General features: G+C 72.8%; 18 protein-coding genes and 1 pseudogene. 4 read left to right on the top strand and 15 right to left on the bottom strand.

Annotated elements, in window-relative coordinates; all coding sequences use genetic code 11:
* The first annotated feature begins 29 nt into the window (after nucleotides 1-29).
* Nucleotides 30-2,033, top strand: a complete 2,004-nt coding sequence (locus ACIBMZ_RS28705) for an acyl-CoA dehydrogenase (protein WP_396699122.1) — start codon at nucleotides 30-32, stop codon at nucleotides 2,031-2,033.
* Nucleotides 2,034-2,107: 74 nt separating this feature from the next.
* A complete protein-coding gene (locus ACIBMZ_RS28700; protein WP_396699120.1) occupies nucleotides 2,108-2,761 on the top strand; it encodes a hypothetical protein in 654 nt (217 codons plus the stop codon).
* 77 nt (nucleotides 2,762-2,838) lie between these two features.
* Here the strand turns inward: ACIBMZ_RS28700 and ACIBMZ_RS28695 are convergent, their stop codons facing one another.
* From ACIBMZ_RS28695 to rpe, 9 genes are all read right to left on the bottom strand, one after another.
* Nucleotides 2,839-4,008, bottom strand: a complete 1,170-nt coding sequence (locus ACIBMZ_RS28695; protein ID WP_396699118.1) for a helix-turn-helix domain-containing protein — start codon at nucleotides 4,006-4,008, stop codon at nucleotides 2,839-2,841.
* A 19-nt stretch (nucleotides 4,009-4,027) separates the two neighbouring features.
* Nucleotides 4,028-4,195 carry a hypothetical protein gene (locus tag ACIBMZ_RS28690; protein ID WP_396699116.1) on the bottom strand — a complete coding sequence of 56 codons (168 nt, stop codon included), beginning with the start codon at nucleotides 4,193-4,195 and terminating at the stop codon, nucleotides 4,028-4,030.
* Between the two features lie 116 nt (nucleotides 4,196-4,311).
* Nucleotides 4,312-5,454: a multiprotein-bridging factor 1 family protein gene (locus ACIBMZ_RS28685; RefSeq protein ID WP_396699114.1), complete on the bottom strand. Its 1,143-nt coding sequence runs from the start codon at nucleotides 5,452-5,454 to the stop codon at nucleotides 4,312-4,314.
* Nucleotides 5,455-5,706: 252 nt separating this feature from the next.
* Nucleotides 5,707-6,207 (bottom strand): 6,7-dimethyl-8-ribityllumazine synthase, encoded by a 501-nt coding sequence (gene ribH, locus ACIBMZ_RS28680; RefSeq protein ID WP_396699112.1) that lies wholly within the window; start codon nucleotides 6,205-6,207, stop codon nucleotides 5,707-5,709.
* 5 nt (nucleotides 6,208-6,212) lie between these two features.
* Entirely contained in the window at nucleotides 6,213-7,472 is a 1,260-nt protein-coding gene (locus ACIBMZ_RS28675) for a bifunctional 3,4-dihydroxy-2-butanone-4-phosphate synthase/GTP cyclohydrolase II (protein WP_396699110.1), read from the bottom strand.
* 76 nt (nucleotides 7,473-7,548) lie between these two features.
* Entirely contained in the window at nucleotides 7,549-8,154 is a 606-nt protein-coding gene (locus tag ACIBMZ_RS28670; RefSeq protein ID WP_396699108.1) for a riboflavin synthase, read from the bottom strand.
* A gap of 2 nt (nucleotides 8,155-8,156) precedes the next feature.
* The gene (gene ribD, locus ACIBMZ_RS28665; protein WP_396699106.1) at nucleotides 8,157-9,218 is read right to left on the bottom strand and encodes a bifunctional diaminohydroxyphosphoribosylaminopyrimidine deaminase/5-amino-6-(5-phosphoribosylamino)uracil reductase RibD; all 1,062 of its coding nucleotides are present in this window, start codon (nucleotides 9,216-9,218) and stop codon (nucleotides 8,157-8,159) included.
* A gap of 375 nt (nucleotides 9,219-9,593) precedes the next feature.
* A complete protein-coding gene (locus tag ACIBMZ_RS28660; RefSeq protein ID WP_396699104.1) occupies nucleotides 9,594-10,574 on the bottom strand; it encodes a response regulator in 981 nt (326 codons plus the stop codon).
* A gap of 1 nt (nucleotide 10,575) precedes the next feature.
* Entirely contained in the window at nucleotides 10,576-11,256 is a 681-nt protein-coding gene (rpe, locus tag ACIBMZ_RS28655; RefSeq protein WP_396699102.1) for a ribulose-phosphate 3-epimerase, read from the bottom strand.
* Nucleotides 11,257-11,502: 246 nt separating this feature from the next.
* On the opposite strand from rpe, the gene ACIBMZ_RS28650 reads away from it, so the two are divergent.
* Nucleotides 11,503-12,390: a septum formation family protein gene (locus ACIBMZ_RS28650; RefSeq protein WP_396699100.1), complete on the top strand. Its 888-nt coding sequence runs from the start codon at nucleotides 11,503-11,505 to the stop codon at nucleotides 12,388-12,390.
* A gap of 72 nt (nucleotides 12,391-12,462) precedes the next feature.
* Nucleotides 12,463-13,347 (top strand): septum formation family protein, encoded by an 885-nt coding sequence (locus ACIBMZ_RS28645; protein WP_396699098.1) that lies wholly within the window; start codon nucleotides 12,463-12,465, stop codon nucleotides 13,345-13,347.
* Nucleotides 13,348-13,365: 18 nt separating this feature from the next.
* On the opposite strand, the gene ACIBMZ_RS28640 is transcribed toward ACIBMZ_RS28645, so the two are convergent.
* The 6 genes and pseudogenes from ACIBMZ_RS28640 to ACIBMZ_RS28615 all read right to left on the bottom strand — a co-directional run bounded on the left by ACIBMZ_RS28640 (nucleotide 13,366) and on the right by ACIBMZ_RS28615 (nucleotide 20,898).
* The gene (locus ACIBMZ_RS28640) at nucleotides 13,366-14,823 is read right to left on the bottom strand and encodes an RsmB/NOP family class I SAM-dependent RNA methyltransferase (protein ID WP_396699186.1); all 1,458 of its coding nucleotides are present in this window, start codon (nucleotides 14,821-14,823) and stop codon (nucleotides 13,366-13,368) included.
* Nucleotides 14,778-15,704, bottom strand: coding sequence for a methionyl-tRNA formyltransferase (gene fmt / locus ACIBMZ_RS28635; protein WP_396699096.1), 927 nt, complete (start codon nucleotides 15,702-15,704; stop codon nucleotides 14,778-14,780). The genes ACIBMZ_RS28640 and fmt overlap by 46 nt, the downstream gene beginning before the upstream one ends.
* Before the next feature lie 4 nt (nucleotides 15,705-15,708).
* Entirely contained in the window at nucleotides 15,709-16,269 is a 561-nt protein-coding gene (gene def, locus ACIBMZ_RS28630) for a peptide deformylase (protein WP_396699094.1), read from the bottom strand.
* A 43-nt stretch (nucleotides 16,270-16,312) separates the two neighbouring features.
* Nucleotides 16,313-17,582: pseudogene (locus tag ACIBMZ_RS28625) on the bottom strand (cytochrome P450).
* 56 nt (nucleotides 17,583-17,638) lie between these two features.
* The gene (locus ACIBMZ_RS28620) at nucleotides 17,639-18,622 is read right to left on the bottom strand and encodes an AAA family ATPase (RefSeq protein WP_396699092.1); all 984 of its coding nucleotides are present in this window, start codon (nucleotides 18,620-18,622) and stop codon (nucleotides 17,639-17,641) included.
* 281 nt (nucleotides 18,623-18,903) lie between these two features.
* Nucleotides 18,904-20,898, bottom strand: coding sequence for a primosomal protein N' (locus ACIBMZ_RS28615; protein ID WP_396699090.1), 1,995 nt, complete (start codon nucleotides 20,896-20,898; stop codon nucleotides 18,904-18,906).
* Between the last annotated feature and the right edge of the window lie 102 nt (nucleotides 20,899-21,000).

Here is a 21,000-nt window from a genome sequence, read left to right as displayed (position 1 = left end):
TTGTACCCTTGATTGGGTACAAACCGACCATGACGACGTCTGTTGAGGTAGCCGTGCCCCGTTCCGCATCCGACCCGGTCGACGTCGCCCACCTGCGGAAGGTCCTCGACGGGCCGTGGGCCGAGGTCCGCGACGCGCACCGGGACAAACTCGACGACCGTTTCCTCCCCGTCTACGGGGAGAGCGGCCACCAGGCCCGGGAGCGGATCAGTCGACTGCTCACCGAGCTCCCCGCCGAGCTGGGCATGGCGGCGTCCTTCCCCACCGAGTACGGCGGCCGTGCCGACGTCGGTGCCTCGATCGTGGCCAGCGAGATGCTGGCGCAGGTCGACCTCTCGCTGATGGTCAAGGCGGGCGTGCAGTGGGGCCTGTTCGGCGGGGCGGTCCTGGCGCTCGGCACCCGTCGGCACCACGACGCGTACCTGCGCGACATCGTCGCGGGCGATCTGCTCGGCTGCTTCGCGATGACCGAGACCGGGCACGGCTCGGACGTCCAGCAACTCCGCACCACCTGCACGTACGACCCGCAGACGCAGACCTTCGACCTGCACACCCCCCATCAGGCCGCCCGCAAGGACTACATCGGCAACGCCGCCCGGGACGGTCGCATGGCGGTGGTCTTCGCGCAGCTCGTGACCGGCGGGCAGCGGCACGGCGTCCACGCCTGGTTGGTGCCGATCCGCGACGCGGACGGCACCCCGATGCCCGGCGTGACCATCGGCGACGCCGGTCCCAAGGCCGGGCTGCTCGGCGTGGACAACGGGCGGCTCAGCTTCGACCACGTCCGCGTGCCCCGCGACATGCTGCTGGACCGCTACGGCCAGGTCGCCGCGGACGGCACCTACGCCAGCCCGATCGCCGACGACTCCCGGCGCTTCTTCACCATGCTCGGCACCCTGGTCCGGGGCCGGGTCAGCGTGGGTGGCGCGGCGGCGGCGGCGACCAAGTCGGCGCTGACCATCGCGGTCCGCTACGGCGACGTGCGCCGCCAGTTCGGCGCGCCCGACGCCGACCGTGAGGTGCTGCTCAACGACTACCTGGCCCACCAGCGCAAGCTGCTGCCCGCCCTGGCCACCACGTACGCGCTGCACTTCGCCCAGGCCGAGCTGGTCGCCGCGATCCACGAGGTGCAGGGCGGCGACGAGCCGGTCGACGAGCACCGGCAACGGGAGCTGGAGTCGCGGGCCGCCGGCCTCAAGGCCGCGCAGACCTGGCACGCGACCCGGACCATCCAGACCTGCCGCGAGGCGTGCGGCGGTGCCGGCTACCTGGCCGAGAACCGGCTGCCCAGCCTCAAGGCCGACACCGACGTGTTCACCACCTTCGAGGGCGACAACACGGTCCTGCTGCAACTGGTGGCCAAGGGGCTGCTCACCGGCTACAAGGACGAGTTCGGTTCGCTGGACGGCTGGGGGCGGGCGTCCTTCGTCGCCGAGCAGGTCCGCGAGATGGTGTTGGAGCGTACGGCCGCGCGGGCGCTCATCGAACGGCTCGTCAGCGCCGTACCCGGTCGGGGCGAGGAGGTCGCCGTCACCGACCGGGGCTGGCAGCTCAGCGTATTCGAGGACCGCGAGAGGCACCTGCTCGACGGTGCCGTCCGGCGGCTGCGCAACGGCGCGAACACCAAGCGGGACCGACCCTTCGACATCTTCAACGACGTGCAGGACCACGTCCTCACCGTCGCCTCCGCGCACATCGACCGGGTGACGCTGGAAGCGTTCGTCGCCGGCATCGAACGCACCACCGACCCGGCCGTCGCGGCCCTGCTCTCCCGCGTCTGCGACCTGTACGCGCTCAGCGTCATCGAGGCCCACAAGGGATGGTTCCTGGAGCACGGCCGGCTCACCCCGGCCCGCGCCAAGGCGATCACCGCCGTGGTGAACAGCCTGCTCAAGGAGCTGCGCCCGCAGATGCGCACGCTGGTCGACGGCTTCGCCATCCCGGAGGCGTGGCTGCACTGCGCCATCCTGCGCGAGGAGGCCGACCGGCAGGAGGCGATGGCCACTCACGACCGGTACCCGACTGATCGGTAACGGATCGCGGACAGGACGGTCACCGAGGGTGCCCCATCCTGGGGCGACACGCCTCACCGACGGGAGACCTCCTGGTGATCTGGATCATCGAAAGCGAGAGCAAGCTGAGCCGCGAGTTCGCGGCCGACCTCAAGCGCCTGCGGGGCAACGAGGCGGTCGCGGTACACACCGGCCGATCCGTGCTGAACAGCAAGATCGCCGAGATGCGGACCCGGCTCGCGCCCCCGCTCGCGCCCGGCGAGCCGGTGCTGGTCCTCGCCCACTCCGGCTACGCGCTCGACGACCGGCACCACGAGGAGCGGCCCTGGGTCGGCGGGCGCTGGCTGGACGAGTTCGTGCAGGACGTCACGGCGAAGTTCACCCCCGCCGGCATCAGCGGCCGTACGCTCTGGTTCCTCGTCTGCCACACCGGGCACGACGTCGCCACGCTGGGTAACCTGCTGGCCGCCGCCGGGGTGAACGACGTGACGATCTACATGCCGACCGACTTCATGTACATCAGCAAGCAGGGAATCCCGCACGTCCTCATCAGCGAGGCCGACCTCGAATCCGTGAACAAGGACGTCGCGAAGTGGGACGGCGACTACATGAGCATCTCGGGCTCGCAGCCCACCGGGGCCTACTGGGCCGGCTGCACGGTCCGCAACCAGGTGGTCACCACGCTCGGCGCGCGGACGGTCGAGGAGGCCGTCCGGGAGCAGTTCGACCCGGAGGAGGACGAAGCCTGAGCCGCCGACGCCGGGGACCCGGACACGGTCCCCGGCGATCAGGCGACGGCTGGTCTCTGCGAGGGCCGGGTCCCGATTCACGGCGTTCGTCGCGTCACGCCGACAAGCGTCGCCAGTCGCGCGACGTCGGCCGCTGCTGGTGAGCCCCGGGCGATCTCGGCGATCAGCGTACGAGCCAGCGGACGGCACCGGACCTCTGCCGGTGCCGTCCGATGCGCCTCGACCAGCGTGCGGCCGGCCCCCCGCAGGTCACCCGCTTGGAGGTACGCCCGCGTGGCGTCGAGGAGGTAGGCCGCCTGATACTCCCCGGGCAACCGCCGCAGCAACCCCCGTCGCAGGATGTTCTCGTGCCGAAACAGAGCGTCGCCGATATCGCCAAGTTCAGTCGCCACGACCACCCGGGCCATCTCCACTGCCGTCATCCCGAAGGTGACGTGGCAATCCGCACCCCCGTCTCTGATCCGGTTGGCGATTCCAGCAGCCTGCTCGATCGACGCCACCGCACCAGACGTGTCCGAGGCGGCGGCAGCAGCCATCGCGGCTTGCAGCAACAGCGTGCCCCGCACGGACAGATCTCCCGCTCCCGCCTGCCTCTGGTCGACACAGCGTGCCGCAGCGATCGTTGCCGTCATCGCAAGCTGATTCCGGCCTGCGGCCCGCAAGGCTTGACCGAGTGGGATCGCAGCGGTTGCCGCCAGCAACGGATCGAGGTTCGCGACGGTCACTGCCCAGTCTGCCACCAGCCATGCCAGAGCGACCTCGCCGATCTTCACCGACACCAACGAGGTGATCCGGTACGCCTGCACCAGGAGTTCGACTCCTGCCCGGACATCGGACCGATGTGTGTGCTGCACGGACACCAACAGCTCCGGAAGTGTCCGCAACACCTGCGGGTAATGAGCATGGTGATAGGTCAACCAGGCATGCGTGACCTGTCGCCGAACCTCTTCGACACTCCCCGACCGACTCGAAGGGCTGGGCCGGAACACGTCATGGCAGGCGATGACGGCATAGACCTTGTCCAACCCGTCGGCCCTGTCGCTGACCGTCGATGAGAGCCCGTCGACGTTGCGACCAAGCAGCACTGCTGGATCAACCCGCAGGACCCGCGCGATCTCCTCGATCAGGGGGTACCGGTCGAGAGCACGGGCACCTCGCTCCACCTTGTCGACCCAACTCTTCGACTTTCCCAGCCGATCGGCCAGCATCTGCTGGGTCATCCGCCGCCGTACCCGCCACTGCGCCATCCGACGCCCTATCGGCACCTCACTCCGCACGACGACCCCGGCCGACCCGACGCGCGCGGGTCGTCTCCTCGGCCGGTATCCGCTCCGCCTCGGCGAGATCGAGAATCCGCTGCTTTGCGGCCTCCCGCTCGGCCGCCTCGATCTGTTCGCCACGGCTCGCTGATGCCTGATGGTCTCTGCTGCCCATTTTCCCGACCCTTCGACGAGGGCGCGGCGACAAGACGATGGAGGATGAACCCTGCCGCCGTCACCCTCGATCATCCTGGGATCACAGAGAGCAAGTCGAGCGAGTCGCCTCGTCCGCTACGGCATGCCGGACAGGGCGAGTTGGCGGACAGCCGCAATGACCTCGTTGGTCAGCCGTCGAGACGCGGAGGCAACGGCTATCTGATCCGCCGCTGCCAACGTCTCGCCGGCCACTGTCAGGTCGCCAGCCTGCCCCTGCGCGATGGCAAGGTGCACGAGGTTGCGCCCGTGCCAATCCGCTCCGGCCGCCTCCTCGCTCACCCCTGCGACACCCGCCATCAGCAGTTCCAGCGCCCGGTCGTTCGCACGGCTGTCGGTCGCGCCGAGGTAGCGCCACGCGATGCCGTGCTGCACGGCGAAGAACGACGGCGTGTACCAGTAGCCCCACGGGGACAACGGCCCCTCCGCAGCCTGGTCTGCCAACTCGGACGCCTCGGCCAGACAGCTACTCACTTCCGCGGCAGCCGCGCCCGCCATAGCCAATCCTCTAGCCTCCTGACCTGCGCAGTAGGCACGCAGCGCGGCATCGACGCTGTCGTCCCGTCGAGCGGCGCGGGACAGTCCGACCATTGCCGGCAGGTCACCCTGCCACTCCGCTTGGTGGCCCTGAAACGACAGCACAGTGGCGACTAGATTCTTGTTGCCGGCCTCGTTCGCCCATTGCAGAGCCCGCGCGTGCCAGCTAGTCGCCGCACGCGCGTCCCCTCGGGCGATACCCAGCCATCCCGCGAACTGTGCCCACTGAGCAGCCATGTCCACCATCTCGGCTCTCGCCCCCACAGGTGCGTCGCGCAGCAGGGACACCACCGTGTCGAGTTGCACACGGACCGCTCCCATCACGGGTCCGGACCCGATGGCGTCCTCCAGGCGGCGGTAACCCGCGAGGAGATTGCCGAGAGCGTTGACCGCAGCGGAATCGACGCAGTGGGGCCGCAGCGCCGCAAATGCCAGCCGCTCCCCCACTTCCGGAGCCGTCGACACCATTCCGGCCAATGCTCCCTGCGCCTGGAGCGCGCGGTCCAGCCGGGCCGCGATCTCCACCGTGGGTTTGGTCTGCCCCGACTCGAACTGGTGAATCAGGCTCTTGCCGTGGTTGACAACGGCGGCCAACTGTCGCAGGGACAGCCCTCGGTCCTCACGTAGCCGCCGCAGTTCAACGGCGAAACGCGGATCCACAATCGTGCTCGCGCGCGGAGGCATATCCCGGTCCCCTTGTCGTCCGGACCTGTCCTAGGACTTGGCGTCGGGATCCGCCACTTCACCCTGAGACAATTCGCCTCTGCTGGCCGATCTCGAAAGGCCACGTTCCGATCCGCGTAGGTACTCACGAAAGAGAGGAGGAAGCAGTTCCCACCGACATCCTCCACCGATTCATTGATCAATTGAAGCGGCGGCTCGCACTTCTCCACTGCCCGCGTACACCCCTCCGTCGCCGGAGGGGTGCCGGGCGGGTCAGACGCCGAAGCCGACGCGTTGGTTGCCGACGGTGGCGACCTGCCGGACGGCCAGCGCCGCGTCGAGCGCGGCGACGGTGGCCGCCCAGCCCTTGTCCTCGGCGGAGCCGGGCAGACCGGCCCGGTCGCGGGCCTGCTCGATGGTGTCGACGGTGAGCACACCGTGCGCCACCGGTTTGCCCTCGTCCAGCGCGATCCGGGTCAGCCCGTCGGTGACCGAGCGGCAGACGTAGTCGAAGTGCGCGGTCGCGCCACGGATCACCACGCCGAGCGCCACCACCACGTCGCAGCGGCGGGCCAACGCCTGCGCCACCACCGGCAGCTCCACCGAGCCGGCCACCCGGGCCGTCACGGCCCGCGCGCCGCACGCCTGCGCGGCGGCGACCGCCCGCTCCAGCATGTGGTCGGTCAGCTCACCGTGCCACCGTGCGGCGACCACTCCCACGGTCATCCCGGACGCGTCGACCGGGGTCGTGCCCGGCTCGCCGAAACCCGCCATCTCGCCTACGCTCCGATCTCTTTGCCGGCGACCGGGCGGCCCATCGGGGCCTCCGACACCTCGTCCAGGTCCAGCAGGTGCCCCATCCGGTCCCGCTTGGTGCGCAGGTAGCGCACGTTCTCCGGGTGCGGGCGCACCGGCAGGCCCTCGCGGCCGGTCACGGTGAGCCCGTAGCCCTCCAGTCCAGCCCGCTTGGCCGGGTTGTTGGTCAGCAGCCGCATCGTGCGGACCCCGAGGTCGTAGAGGATCTGCGCGCCGGTGCCGTAGTCCCGGGCGTCGGCCGGCAGGCCCAGGTCCAGGTTCGCGTCGACGGTGTCCCGGCCCTGGTCCTGCAACTGGTACGCCTGGAGCTTGTGCAACAGGCCGATGCCGCGCCCCTCGTGACCACGGACGTAGAGGACCACGCCCCGGCCCTCCCGGGCGACCCGCTCCAGCGCGGCGTTGAGCTGCGGCCCGCAGTCGCAGCGCACCGAGGCGAAGACGTCGCCGGTCAGGCACTCGGAGTGCACCCGCACCAGCACGTCGCGCCCGTCGCCGATGTCGCCGATCACCAGCGCCACGTGCTCGGCCGTGTCGTACTCGCTGCGGTAGCCCAACGCCCGGAACACCCCGTGCTCGGTGGGCATCCGCGCGTCGGCGACCAGTTCCACCTGCTTCTCGGTACGCCGCCGGTAGGCGATCAGGTCGGCGATGGTGATCAGGGCCAGCGAGTGCTCGGCGCGGAACTTCTCCAGGTCCGGCAGCCGCATCATGGTGCCGTCGTCGTTGACCAGCTCGCAGAGCACACCGGCCGGACGCAGCCCGGCCAGCCGGGTCAGGTCCACGGCCGCCTCGGTGTGCCCCGGCCGACGCAGCACCCCGCCGGTGCGGGCCCGCAGCGGCACCACGTGCCCGGGTCGGGCCAGGTCGGTCGGGTCGGTGGCCGGGTCGGCGAGCAGCCGGATGGTGTGCGCCCGGTCGGCGGCGGAGATGCCGGTGCTCACGCCCTCGCGGGCGTCCACGGTCACCGTGTACGCGGTCTGCCGCCGGTCCTGGTTGGTGTGGTGCATGGGCGGCAGGTCGAGCCGGTCGCACTCGTCCTCGGTGAGCGGTACGCAGATGAAGCCGGAGGTGTGCCGCACGGTGAACGCGAGCAGCTCCGGGGTGGCCAGTTCGGCGGCGAAGATCAGGTCGCCCTCGTTCTCCCGGTCGGCGTCGTCGACCACGACGACCGGTCGGCCGGCGGCGATCTCCGCCAGCGCGTCCTCCACACTGTCGAAGGTCATGCCGTCACTCCGCTCCGCTCCGTGCCGCCATGAGGCAGCGCCACACCGCACCGATGATTCGCTCGCTGACGCTCGCTCATGCCGTCACCTCCTTGGCGGCGAGCAGGCGCTCGACGTACTTGGCCAGGACGTCGGTCTCCAGGTTGACCGGGTCGCCGACGGTCCGGCCGCCGAGCGTGGTCAGCGACAGCGTGGTGGGGATCAGGCCGACGGAGAACCAGTCGGCACCGACCTCGGCCACGGTCAGCGACACCCCGTCCACGGTGATCGACCCCTTCTCCACCACATACCTGGAGAGCGTGGCGGGCAACCGGAACCGGACCGTCTCCCAGCGCGGCGCCGCTTCCCGGGAGAGCACCTCGCCCACCCCGTCGACGTGCCCCTGCACCAGGTGACCGCCGAGGCGGCTGTTGAGTGCGGCGGCGCGTTCCAGGTTGACCGGGTCACCGGCGCGCAGCGCGCCCAACGCCGTGCGCCGCAGCGTCTCGCCCATCACGTCGGCGGTGAACACCCCGCCGTCGACCTCCACCACGGTCAGGCAGACGCCGTTGACCGCGATCGAGTCGCCGTGTCGGGCGTCGGAGGTGACCAGTGGGCCGCGTACGGCGACCGTGGCCGAGTCCTGTGCCGTCGGGGTGATCCCGACGACCTCGCCCAGTTCCTCGACGATGCCGGTGAACATGCCTAGCCCTCCCTCTTTCGGGGCAGCGCGGTGATCCGCAGGTCGGGACCGATCTGCGTAACGTCGGTGAGTTCCAGGTCGATGGCCTCGGCGATGGTGCTCACCCCGGCGTCGACCAGGGCGGCGGGTCCGGCGCCGAGCAGCCGGGGCGCGAGGTAGCCGACGACCCGGTCGACCAGGCCGGCGGCGAGGAACGCCCCGGCCAGTCGCGGGCCGCCCTCCAGCAGCACGGCGCGTACCCCGCGTCCGTGCAGCGCGGCCATCAGCGCGAACAGGTCCACGCGGCCGTCCGGGCCGGCGCCCACCTCGGCGGTGGTGGCGATCCAGGTCCGGGCCGCGCCGTCGCGGACCGTGGCGTCGGCCGGGGTACGCCCCGACGAGTCCACCACCACCCGCAGCGGCTGTCGGATGGCGAGGGTGCCGTCGCGCAGGTTGCGGACGGTGAGCCGGGGGTCGTCGGCGAGCACGGTGCCGACGCCGACGACCACCGCGTCGACGGTGGCGCGCAACGCGTGCACGTCCATCCGGGCCGCCTCGGAGGTGATCCACATGCTGGTGCCGTCGGCCGCCGCGGAGCGGCCGTCGAGCGTCGCGGCATACTTCCAGATCACGTAGGGCAGGCCCCGGCGCATGGCGGTCAGCCAGGCGATGTTGCCGTTCTCCGCCTCGGTGCCGCGTACCCCCAGGTCGACCCGGACCCCGGCGGCCCGCAGGGTGGCCGCGCCGCCGGTGGCGACCGGGTTGGGGTCCGGTACCGCGATCACCACCCGGGCGACCCCGGCCTGGACCAGGGCGGCGCTACAGGGGCCGGTGCGGCCGGTGTGGTCACAGGGTTCCAGGGTGACGACCGCGGTGCCGCCCTTGGCCCGCCGCCCGGCCTGCGCCAACGCGACGATCTCGGCGTGCGGACCGCCGGCGTACGCGTGGAAGCCCTCGCCGACCACCTCGCCGTCGGCGTCGAGCAGGACACAGCCGACGACCGGGTTCGGACTGGTCGTGCCGAGCCCGCGCGCCGCGAGCTCGATCGCACGACGCATCGCCTCGTCGACGGAGACGCTCGCCATCACCTGGCCCTGCCCTCTCGCTCTGCTCGCGCGGGCAGGAAGATCGACTCGCGAGCAGGCGGCGCACGTCCGGGTACGGCACAGCCGCCCCCGGCAGACGGTGAACACGCCGGGAACCCGGCGAACCACACGCCCGTGCCGTCCCGCGCGCTGTCTCCCATCCGGACTGTCTGGGTGCGGACCTGCCGCCCCCAACCGTCGGCCCCGGATTCTCACCAGGTCCACCGGGCGGACGAACCGCTCCCGGGTCGCGGGCTTACCACGGTCGGACCGTGGATCACCGCCGGTTCGGAATCTCACCGAGTCCCGCCAGCGCGTGGTGGGTACTGAGGGAAGTCTTACACGCTCGGGCGGGTTCTGCGCCACCCCGGCGAGCTACTTCACATGTCGGTGACCGGGATCGGCGACGCCCCGACGGCGGTCCACCGCCACGTACGAGCCGGGTTGGCTCTTGGCCACGGTCTTCATCTCCGAGGCGATGGTCATCGCCTCCAGGGGGTCGGTGAGGCGTTTGTCCCGGTCCGAGACGGAGACCCCGATGGAGAGCGTGACCAGCGCGGCCCGGCGGACGTTGCCGCGTCGGTCCTTCAGCTCCACGTAGCCGCGTTCCCGGTCGGTCGGGTCGTAGAGCGCGTCGGCGGCCTTCTCGAAGTCCGCCGACACCCGGGAGGTGAGCGGCAGAACCTGCTCCGGGGTGCAGACGAAGACGAAGTCGTCGCCGCCGACGTGCCCGAGGAAGGCCGGGGGCAACGCGACCGAGACCACCGCCCGGTGCAGGCTGCGGGCCAACGCGGAGATGAACCCGTCGCCCCGGGAGAAGCCGTACCGGTCGTTGACGCTCTTGAACCGGTCGATGTCGATGTAGCCGACGGCGTAGTCCGAGCCGACCCGGATCCGGTCGGCGATCTCCCGCCGGATGCGGCTGTTGCCGGGCAGCCCGGTCAGCGGGGAGACCTCGCGGAACTCCTTGTTGCGCCGCAGCGTGGAACTGACCCGGGCCACCAGCTCGGCGGTGTCGAACGGCTTGACCAGGTAGTCGTCGGCCCCGGCGCTGAGCCCGTGGACCTTGTCCACGGTCATCCCCTTGGCGGTCAGCATGATCACCGGCAGGGCGGCGGTCATCGGGTCGGCGCGCAACCGGCGGGTCAGCTCCAGCCCGTCCACCCGGGGCATCATCAGGTCCACCACGGCCAGGTCGGGCCGCTGCCGCTCGATCACCTCGAGCGCCTCCTGACCGTCACCGGCGAGCACCACCTCGAAGCCGTGCAGGCGCAGGTTCACCTCGACGAAACGGGCGATGTCCCGGTCGTCGTCGACGACCAGGATCACGTCCTTGTGTTCCCCGGCCGGCTCCACCTCAGGCCCCGGGCGCCGCGCGCTCCGCGAGGGCGCGCAGTCGGCGTACCGCCTCGGCCGGGTCGACGGCGCCGTAGACCGCGGTGCCCGCGACGAAGGCGTCGGCACCGGCCGCGGCGGCCTGCTCGATGGTGTCGGCGGCGATCCCCCCGTCCACCTCGATCCGCAGTTCGAGATGGCCGGCGTCCACGTGCCGCCGCGCGAGCCGGACCTTCTCCAGCAACTGCGGCAGGAACCGCTGTCCCCCGAAGCCGGCCTTGATGGTCATCACCAGCAGCGTGTCGAAGCTCGGCAGCAGGTCGAGATACGGCTCGATCGGGGTGTCCCGGTCGATCGCCAGCCCGGCTTTGGCACCGGCGGCGCGCAGGTCCTTGGCCAGGGCCGCCGGGTCGTCGCACGCCTCGGCGTGGAAGGTCACGTTGTACGCGCCGGCGTCGGCGTAGCCGGGGGCCCACCGCTGCGGGTCCTCGATCATCAGGTGCACGTCGAAGGGCAGCCGGGTGGCGGCCCGCAGGCTCTGCACCACGGGCAGCCCGATCGTCAGGTTCGGCACGAAGTGGTTGTCCATCACGTCGACGTGCAACCAGTCCGCGGCGTCCTCGACGGCGCGGACCTCTTCGGCGAGACGGGCGAAATCGGCGGCGAGGATACTGGGCGCGACGATCGGCGGCGGTACGGTCACTGGGCCAGTGTACGAACGCGGCCGGCGGTCGCGGCAGCGCGCCACCAACGGGGACGCCCGGTGACTCGGGCGTGACCATTGGTGCAGAATGACCCCCTTCGGACTAGTGGAACCGGACGAAGCGGGGACTCGACTGGCCATTAGTCCGAATCGCGGCAACACTCCATCGGGGACGGTGACGGTAACGTGCAGGCCGGTGGGCACGGGATCCGACAGCCGGGCGACGGTTCCCGGAAAGGGCGGACGATGCGACGGTGGCTCGCGGCGCTGGCGCTGGCCGGCGCGGCTGCGATGGTGCTCAGCGGCTGCGTGCGGCCGGGTGGCACGGACGGCGACATCACCAACGGTTGGCCCGCCCTGCGGGCGCCGACGATGTTCGTCCCGGCCACCGACGCCTGCCTGCCCCGGATCACCGCGATCGTGCAGGCGAGCACGTACGAGACGGTGGACTGCGCCCGCAACCACCTCGCCGAGGCGGTCCACGTCGGTGCGTTCACCGGATCGGCGGCGCGGGGACGGCGACCGGAGCCGGGCTCGGCGGCGCTGCGGACCGCGCGGGCCGAGTGCGACCAGCGGGCCCGCCTGGTGCTCGGCGGCGACTGGCACACCGCACGGCTGACGATGAACATCGCGCTGCCCTCGGTCTCCGCCTGGAACAGCGGGGCCCGGTGGTTCCGCTGCGACCTGAGCGAGACCGACAGCATCGACAACACCCGCCCGGTCAACCGCACCGGCAGCCTGCGCGGCGCCCTGATCGGCGACTCGCCGCTGGTGCACCGCTGCTTCGACCCGAAGCTGATCGGCGACAACCTCAACTACATGGCCCCGGTGCTGTGCACCGAACCGCACCGCGCCGAGTTCGTCGGTGTCTACGTCGAGCAGGACATGAGCTGGGAGAAGTTCGTCGCCTCCTCGGCCCAGGCGCACCAGCGGTGCATGGAGCTGATCGCCTCCTTCGCCGACGTGCCGAACAACGCCGACCTGCCGTACCGGGCCGGCTCGATCTTCTACCCGCCGTCGCAACGCGAGTGGGAGGAGGGCGACCGGGGGGTGCGGTGTTTCCTGTGGAGCGACGACCGCAAGCTGACCGGTTCGATGCGCGGCGTCGGCCCACAGGGACTACCCGTCACCTGACCACGGTGCCGTATGCTCCCGCACCGTGGCGTGCCGTGTCCGCGGTCACGCGCGGCAGGAGGTCGACGGGGGATGCGACGGTGGTGGATCGGAGTCGCGCTGGGCGCGGTGACGCTGGCGCTGGCCGCGTGCAGCACCAGACCGGCCGGCGTCGACGGTGACCTGGTCGACGACTGGCCGGTGATGGCCGCGCCGGAGGTCTTCACCCCGGCGGCGCAGACCTGCCACCCGCAGCCGCAGGACGTCGGCTACCTCAGCGGGTACGCGCCGGTGGACTGCGCGCAGCCACACCGGGCCGAGACGCTGCACGTGGGCCGGCTGACCGAGGCGGGTGGGACGACGCCGCCCGAGGAGGGCAGCACCGCGATGCGGACCGCGTACCGCGAGTGCGACCGGGCCGTCCGCGGCGTGCTGGGCGGCGACTGGCGGACCGCCCGGATCGGGCTGACCGTCGTCCTCCCGTCGCCCCGCGCCTGGACCGGCGGGGCGCGCTGGTTCCGCTGCGACGCGCACGAGACGGATGCCCTGGACACCCCGACCCCGGTCCGCCGCACCGCCAGCCTGGCGGGCACGCTGGCCGGGTCGTCGCCGCTGCGGCACCGCTGCTTCCGGGCCGAGACCAAGGGCGACGAGGTCACCGAGATGGTCGCCGTGAAGTGCAGCGCCCGGCACCACGCCGAGTTCGTCGGGGTGTGGAAGTCCCCGGCCAAGAGCTACGCCGCGTTCGAGAAGGACACCGCGCGGGCGCACCGCGGCTGCCTCAGCCTGATCGCCACGTACGCCAAGGTGCCCGACGACGGCAACATGCAGTACCGCGCCGGCACGGTCTACTACCACCCCTCCGAAGCGGAGTGGCGCAACGGCGAGCGTGGGGTGCAGTGCTTCCTGTGGCTCAACGACCGCACCCTGACCAAGTCGGTCAAGGGCGGCGGCAGCCGAGCCCTGCCGATCGGCTGACCGGCGGGCCCGGCGCGCTCAGGTACGGCGCAGCAGCGCCAGGAACATCGCGTCGGTGCCGTGCCGGTGCGGCCAGAGCTGCACGGTCGGCCCGTCACCGAGGCCGGGCATGCCGGCCGGCAGCAGCGGTCGGGCGTCCACGAAGTCCACCGGCGCCCCGCAGCGGCGGGCCGCCTCGGTGACCGTCACGTGTGTCTCCACCACGTGCGGCGAGCAGGTCACGTACGCCACCAGGCCGCCCGGCCGGACCGCCCGGAGCCCGGCGGTGAGCAGCTCGCGCTGCAACCGGGTCAGGGCCGGCAGGTCCGAGGGCTGGCGTCGCCAGCGCGACTCGGGACGGCGGCGCAACGAGCCCAGGCCGGTGCAGGGCGCGTCGACCAGCACCCGGTCGAAGTGCTCCTCCGCAAGTTTCGGCTCGCTGCCCACCAGCCGACCGTCGGTGTTCAGCACGGTCACCGGCAGCCCTCGGGTCGCGTTCTCGACCAGCCGGGCCCGGTGCTCGGCCACCTCCACCGCGGTCACTCGCGCGTTGCGCTGCGCGGCGATCGCGCCGAGCAGCCCCGACTTGCCGCCGGGACCGGCGCACAGGTCGAGCCAGCGGCCGTCCGGCCCGTCCAGCGGCGCGGCGGCCAACGCGTCGGCCACCAACTGGGAGCCCTCGTCCTGGACGTGCGCCCGGCCGTCGGCCACCGCCGCCAGGTCGCCGGGGGCACCGCCGCCCAGATAGACCGCGTACGGCGAGAAGGCACCCGGTGCGCCACCGACCTCGTCGGCGAGGTCGACGGGGTCGGCCAGTCCGGGCCGCGCGCACAGGTGCACCGGCGGACGCTCGTTGTCCTCGATCAGCAGTCGGGTGGTCTCGCCGAGATCGCCGTCGAGCGCCTCGGAGAACGCCCGGACGATCCACTGTGGATGACTGTAGGCGAGGGCGAGGTGACCGATCGGGTCGGTCTCCAGCGGCGGCGCCAACCGGGCCACCCAGGCGTCGCTGTCGCGTGCGGCGACCTCGCGCAGCACGGCGTTGGCGAAGCCGGTGGCCCCGGGACCGACCACCCGGACCAGGTCGACGGTGGACGAGACCGCCGCGTGCGCGGGCACCCGGGTGTGCAGGAGTTGGTAGGCGCCGATCCGCAACGCGTCCCGCACCGGCGGATCGATCCGCTGCACGTCCCGCCCGGCGGCGGCGGTGAGGATCGCGTCGAGCGTGCCGACGTGCCGCAGCGTGCCGTAGGTCAGCTCGGTGGCGAAGGCGGCGTCCCGACCGATCAGTCCCTCGTCGCGCAGGATCGCCGGCAGCACCAGGTTGGCGTACGCGTCGTCCCGGTGCACCGCCGCGACCGCCTCGTACGCGGCGTGGCGGGGCCGGTCCGCGGCGTTGCGCCCGCTGCGGGGCCCTCGGCGCTCGGGCCCCCGACGGGTGCTGGTCTCCCTCACGCCAACTCCTCCCCGGTGGCGACCCGGACACCCCGTGCCCAGTCGGTCGCCGGCATGGCCCGCTTGCCCGCCGCCCGCACCTCGCCGAGGCGGACCGGGACGGTGGCCGTGCCGGCCAGCACCCGCGCCTTCTCCACCAGCAGCTCACCGGGCTTGAGATCGGGCCCGTCGGGTGCCGGGGTGACCGGACCGAGCTTCACCCGCTCGTCCCGGAAGGTCGTCCACGGGCCGGGGGCCGGGGTGCAGGCGCGGATCCGGCGGTCCACCGCGAAGGCCGGATCGGCCCAGCGCACCCGGGCGTCCTCGACGGTCAGCTTCGGGGCCAGCGAGACACCGTCGGCGGGCTGCGGCTCGGCCCGGGCGGTGCCGTCCTCCAGCGCGTCCAGCACCGCCACCAGCAGCCCGGAGCCGCTGTCGGCCAGCCGCTCCAACAGGTCGCCGGAGGTGTCGACGGGTCGGATCTCGTCGGTCAGGGTGCCGTACACCGGCCCGGTGTCCAGCCCCTCCTCCAACTGGAAGACGCTGGCGCCGGTCAGCTCGTCGCCGTGCAGCACGGCGTGCTGCACCGGCGCGGCGCCCCGCCACGCCGGCAGCAGCGAGAAGTGCAGGTTCACCCAGCCGTGCCGGGGGATCTCCAGCGCCACCGGAGGCACCAGCGCGCCGTAGGCGACCACCGGCACGCAGTCCGGGGCCAGCTCGCGGAGCCGGTCCAGGAACTCCGGCTCGCGGGGACGGGCCGGGGTCAGCACCTCGACGCCGTGCTCGTCGGCCCAGGCGCCGACCGGTGAGCGTTGCAGGCCACGACCGCGTCCGGCCGGGGCGTCCGGGCGGGTCACCACGGCCACCAGCTCGTGCCGCGAGGCGGCCACGGCGGCCAGGGCGGGGACGGCGACGGCCGGCGTACCGGCGAAGATCACGCGCACCGGATCACCGACCCAGACCGAAGGGGCTGCCGCCGCCGTGCGGGCTCAGCTTGACGGTGGGCGGGGCGGCGGCGTCGTACCACTCGGCCTGCCGGATCGCCTTCATCGCCTCCTTGCGGCCGGCCTGGTCGAGCCGGTCGATGAAGAGCACCCCGTCCAGGTGGTCCGTCTCGTGCTGCACGCACCGCGACATCAGACCGGTGCCGACGATCTGCATCGGGTCGCCGTGCCCGTTGAAGCCCTTGGCGATCACGTTCTGCCGCCGCTTGGTGTCGAAGTACAGACCGGGGATGGACAGGCAGCCCTCCGGGCCGTCCTGCTCCTCCTCGTCGGGGAACTCCAGCACCGGGTTGACCAGGTGGCCGAGCACGTCGTCGACGTCGAAGGTGAACACCCGCAGGCCCACCCCGAGCTGCGGGGCGGCGAGGCCGGCGCCGTTGCGCTCACGCATGGTGTCGGTCAGGTCGGCGATGAGCGTACGCAGCTCGACGTCGAAGTCGACCACCGGATCGGCCGGCGTGCGCAGCACCGGGTCCCCGAACAGACGGATGGGCTGAACGGTCACGCGGGTCGGCTCCTTAACGGTGGGACGGGAGTGCCGTACCAGTCTACGGAGTGCCCGCGGAGGCACCGGTCGGCGCACCACGATCGGCGTACGGCGCCAGCTCAGGCGACGGTGACCGGCAGGGTGTCGTACCCGCGCAGGGTCAACCGGGTGCGGTGCCGGGGCGTGCCGGCGGGGGCCAGCTTGGGCAGCCGCCGCAGCACGGCGGGGAAGGCCACCTGCGCCTCCAGCCGGGCCAGTCCGGCGCCGAGGCAGTAGTGCGGGCCGGCCCCGAAGGAGAGCGGGCCGAGCTGTGCCCGCCACGGGTCGAACCGCGCCGGGTCCGGATACCTCCGGGGGTCGCGGTTGGCCGCGCCGAGCAGCACCAGCGTCCAGCCTCCGGCAGGCACCTCGACGCCACCGAGGCGGACGGTCGCGGTGCTCGTCCGGGTGGTCAACTGCACCGGCGAGTCGTAACGGAGCAGCTCGTCGACGTAGGCCGGGGCGTGCTCCGGGTGGCGGCGCAGCACCTCGGCCTCCCGCTCGTGCGCCAGCAGCACCGCCAGACCGTTGCCGAGCAGGTTGGTGGTGGTCTCGAAGCCCGCCACGAGCAGCACCACCAGGTTGGCCAGCAGCTCCTCGCCGGAGAGCCGGTCACCGGCATCGTGCGCCTGCACCAGCGCGGTGGTCAGGTCGTCGGCCGGCTGCCGGCGGCGGGCCGCCACCAGCGCGGTGAAGTAGTCGCGCAGTTCGGTGGCGCCCGCGTCGGCCACGGCCAGTTCGGCCGGGGTGATCTCGGGTTCCAGCACCCCGGTCAGGTCCGCCGCCCAGCGCCGGAACAGCGGGCGGTCGGCGGCCGGTACGCCGAGCAGCTCGCAGATCACCGCGACCGGCAGCGGGTAGGCGAACTCGGCCATGAAGTCGACGGCTGCCCCGTCCCGGCCGACCGTCGCCATCGCCGTGATCAGCTCGTCGGCCTGGGCGGCCACCACGTCGCGCATACCCGCGATCCGGCGTGGGGTGAACGCGCCCGCCGCCAGCCGCCGCATCCGGCTGTGGTCCGGCGGGTTGGTCCGCAGCATCGACCGGGCGATCGACGACAGCGCCGGACTCTCCCGCCACTGCGGCAGGACCTGGTCGCGCAGGTCGCCGTCGAGCACCTGGAACCGCGAGTCCCGGAGCAGTTCGTCGGCCTCGGCGTACCCGGTCACCACGTACAGGCCCGGACCGGCCGGGACGACGTGCCCGAAGGCGCGCATCCGCTCGTACGTCGGATAGGGATCGACCCGCCCGGTGGGCGACATGAGTAGCGCGAGCGTGCCGGCGGCGTCCATGGCGGCCTCCTCGGGGTCGGGAGGCTCCATCATGCCCGCGCCGTCACTGCGGTGGTTCAGACCGTGGTGCCGGACTCCCCCGCCAGCACCGCGTCCCCGCCGAGCAGCGCGTGCTCCGGCAGCGGCAGGTGGATGTCGTGGGCGGCCTCCCAGTCGTGGATCAGGCTGGGCCGGACCTGCGCGGCGAAGTAGTCGATCGCACTCATCCCGCCCACCACGGGCTCGTCGACCTCGGCGACCAGTCGGCCGGGCACCAGCCGGAACCCGCCGCGCAGCGCGGCGCTGAGCCGACGGTGCCCGTTGACCACGAAGAAGTACTCACCGGTGTAGCCGATCTCCAACGGCTCCAGGGCGGTCTCACCGGCGGCGACGACCTCGTCGACGGCCGTGGAGTCCCAGAGCCCGCGCAGCTCCGTGACCTCCTCGGTCGGATAGACCCGGCCCGGGTCCAGCAGCAGCAGCGGCGGCGCGGCGCGCAGCACCGCCGGGGCGAGTCGGCCCTCGTACGCGTCGATGATCCGCTCGATCACCTCGTCGGCGGGTGCCCGGGTGGTGTCGCAGACCAGGTCGTAGTTGCGCAGCCGGGCCTTGTCCACGCCGTAGCGGACCACGAACCGGTTGCGCTCGCTCTCGCTGCGTTCCCGCAGCTTGAGCTTTGCCTCCTCCATGGAGGTGTAGCTCTCGGCCGGGCCGGAGGGCCGCAGCAGCACCCGGCGGGCCGCCTCACCCGGCTCGGTGATCATGTGCACCTTGAGCGCGTCGGTGAAGAAGTGCCAGGCCAGCCGGGAGTCCATCACCAGGCTCTCGCCGGAGGCGGCGATGTCGCGCTGGAGTTGGTCGACGTAGCCGTCGACCGCCTGGTCGAGTTCGGCGTGCAGGTTGAGCTGGAGCGCGGTCATCTGACGCTCCTGGGCCATCTGCCGGTACAGGTCACCGACGCTGACCCGGCGCAGGCCGAGCCGCTCGGCGATCACCACCGACACGGTGCTCTTACCGCTGCCGAGGTCACCGTTGAAGACGATCGACTGACGAACGGTCACGACTGGTCCACCCCTGATCACCGGCTGTACTGGATCGTCATCGTTATCGCGCCGGACCGACCCGGTCCCGCCGTCACCACGCCCACCGCGACCGCTCCGGCTCGACGTGCCTGACGCCGCGTCACGACCTGGACTCGTCGTGCGCCCCGGCATGACGGGCGATGCTACCACCTTGACCACGGGACTCCCGCGCGCGCAACTCGGGGACGGCGCGTCGACACCCACCGCGAAGGGCACATCACATGCGGCGACCGGCAGTCACGTAGAGTGATCGGGCGGCGTCAGAACAGCGCGAGCGGGTCGACCTGGAGGCGTACCGGCTCGGCGGCCTTGCGCGCGGTCCGCACCCCCGCCGCCGTATGCAACGCCTCGGCCATCGCCGCCGCCCGTGCCCGGGGCACCCGGACCAGCATCCGTTCCCGGTCGTCGTCGGCCGGCACCGGGCCGAGCACCTCCGCCCCGTCCGGCAGGCGCGCCTGGGCCAGCAGGTCGGCCACCGCCACCGGCAGCCCGGTCACACTGGCCATCCGCACGGCGGGTGGGAACCCCAGCTCCCGCCGTTCGGCCAACTCCCGGGCGGCGAACCAGCCCGGGTCCCAGCGCAGCAGCGCCTGCACCGGCGCGAGCCCGCCGTCGGCGACCACCACCACCCGACCGCCTGCCGCCGCCGGCCGGGCCAGCGCCGCCGCCGCCGTCCAGCGCCGCAGCGCCTCCTCCCCCGCCCGCAGGTCGGCCCGGGTGAGCATGGCCCAGGTGTCCAGCAGCAGCACCGCGCCGTAGCCGCCCTCGGCCACCGGTTCGGCGCCCGGCGTGGCGATCACCAGCCCGGCGCCGCCGGGCACGTCGGCCAGCACCTCCTCCCGCCCGGACGTGCGTACCGGCACTCCCGGGAAGGCCCGACCCAACTCCTCGGCGGTACGCCGGGCACCGGTGACCGAGGCGCGCAGGCGCCGTCCCCCGCAGTGCGGGCAGGCGTACGCGGCGGCGACCCGGCCGCACCAGCGGCAGGCCGGCGGCCGACCGGCGGAGGCCAACGCCAGCGGCCCGGCACAGTGCGGGCAGCGGGCCGGGGTCCGGCAGTCCTGGCAGGCCACCGAGGGCAGATAGCCCCGTCGGGGCACCTGCACCAGCACCGGCAGATCCGCCCGCAACGCCTCCCGGGCGGCCGTCCAGGCCAGGCTCGGCAGCCGCGCGGTCGCCGCGCCCGGATCGCGGGCCAACTGCGGGTCGTCGCCGGTCGGCGCCACCGCCGGGGTACGCGCCCGCAACACCGCCCGGTCCGCGACGACCTCCCGGGCCCAGCCGGTCTCCACCAGCAGTTGCGCCTCGGCGGTACGCGCGAAGCCGCCCACCAGTGCCGCCGCGTCGTCGAGCTGGGCCCGGGTGAGCAGCACCTCCCGGGCGTGCGGGTACGGCGCACGAGGCTCGGCGTGCAGGTCGTCGCCGTCGTCCCAGACGGCGACCAGGCCCAGCCGGGCCACCGGGGCGAACATGGCCGCGCGGGTGCCGATCACCACCGGGGCGGCGGACCGGCGGGCGGTCAGGAAGGCCCGGTAGCGACGGGCCGGACCCAACGCGGCCGACAGGCACACATGCCGCCCGACGCCCAGCGTGGCAGTGAGCGCGGCGTCGAGCCGGTCCAGGTCCCGGCCGTCGGCGACCACCACCAGCGCACCTCGGCCGGAGGCCACGGTGGCGGCGACGGCGGTGGCGTAGCGGGCGGCCCACTCCTCCCCCGGCAACGCCGACCACACCGCCCGGGGAGAGCGCCCCTCGGCCAGGGCGCGCAGCAGCGCCGGTCCGGCCGGGTAGTCCCGCCATCCGCCCGGGTCGGGCGCTCCTTTGCCCGGGGAGGCCTCGGCGGCGCGGGTCGCTTCGGTGGCCGTCGCCGCCACACCGTCGGTCGGTGTCTCGGCAGGTGGAGGCGGCTCGGCAGCCGTCGCTGGCTCGGCGGGCGGAGTGAGGATCTCCTTCTCGACCCGGGCGTGGCGGGGTGGCACGGCGAGGCGCAGCACGTCGGCGAGGCTGCCGGCGTACCGGTCGGCGACGGCACGGGCCAGCCGGGCCACCTCGGGGGCCAGCACCGGCACCGGCGAGACCACCTTGGTCAGGTACAGCGGCTTCGGGTGGTCGGAGCGGTCGGCCCGCGCCAGCACCCAGCCGTCGACGAGTTGACCGGCGAAGCGGACCTTCACCCGGGCGCCGGGGACCGCGTCGTCGGCGAGGTCCGCCGGGACCAGGTAGTCGAAGAGGCGGTCCAGGTGGGGCAGCGGCACGTCGACGCAGACGCGAGCGACCGGCGACCCGTCAGCGGGCCGCCGGTCGTCACTGCCGCCGCCGGTCAGGCTCCCGCAGCCGACTTGAGATCAGCAGCCCGA

Source organism: Micromonospora sp. NPDC049900 (assembly GCF_044461025.1).
In the GTDB taxonomy this organism is placed as follows: Bacteria; Actinomycetota; Actinomycetes; order Mycobacteriales; family Micromonosporaceae; genus Micromonospora.
The sequence above is the reverse complement of the archived record's forward strand: the minus strand, read 5'-3'. Positions and strand labels throughout refer to the sequence as shown.

What these genes read in the sequence shown, in the direction of transcription:
- ACIBMZ_RS28705 (WP_396699122.1), top strand. Translation starts at nt 30, where the DNA reads ATGACGACGTCTGTTGAGGTAGCCGTGCCCCGTTCCGCATCCGACCCG.
- ACIBMZ_RS28695 (WP_396699118.1), bottom strand. Translation starts at nt 4,008, where the DNA reads ATGGCGCAGTGGCGGGTACGGCGGCGGATGACCCAGCAGATGCTGGCC.
- ACIBMZ_RS28690 (WP_396699116.1), bottom strand. Translation starts at nt 4,195, where the DNA reads ATGGGCAGCAGAGACCATCAGGCATCAGCGAGCCGTGGCGAACAGATC.
- ACIBMZ_RS28685 (WP_396699114.1), bottom strand. Translation starts at nt 5,454, where the DNA reads ATGCCTCCGCGCGCGAGCACGATTGTGGATCCGCGTTTCGCCGTTGAA.
- ribH (WP_396699112.1), bottom strand. Translation starts at nt 6,207, where the DNA reads ATGGCGGGTTTCGGCGAGCCGGGCACGACCCCGGTCGACGCGTCCGGG.
- ACIBMZ_RS28675 (WP_396699110.1), bottom strand. Translation starts at nt 7,472, where the DNA reads ATGACCTTCGACAGTGTGGAGGACGCGCTGGCGGAGATCGCCGCCGGC.
- ACIBMZ_RS28670 (WP_396699108.1), bottom strand. Translation starts at nt 8,154, where the DNA reads ATGTTCACCGGCATCGTCGAGGAACTGGGCGAGGTCGTCGGGATCACC.
- ribD (WP_396699106.1), bottom strand. Translation starts at nt 9,218, where the DNA reads ATGGCGAGCGTCTCCGTCGACGAGGCGATGCGTCGTGCGATCGAGCTC.
- ACIBMZ_RS28650 (WP_396699100.1), top strand. Translation starts at nt 11,503, where the DNA reads ATGCGACGGTGGCTCGCGGCGCTGGCGCTGGCCGGCGCGGCTGCGATG.
- ACIBMZ_RS28645 (WP_396699098.1), top strand. Translation starts at nt 12,463, where the DNA reads ATGCGACGGTGGTGGATCGGAGTCGCGCTGGGCGCGGTGACGCTGGCG.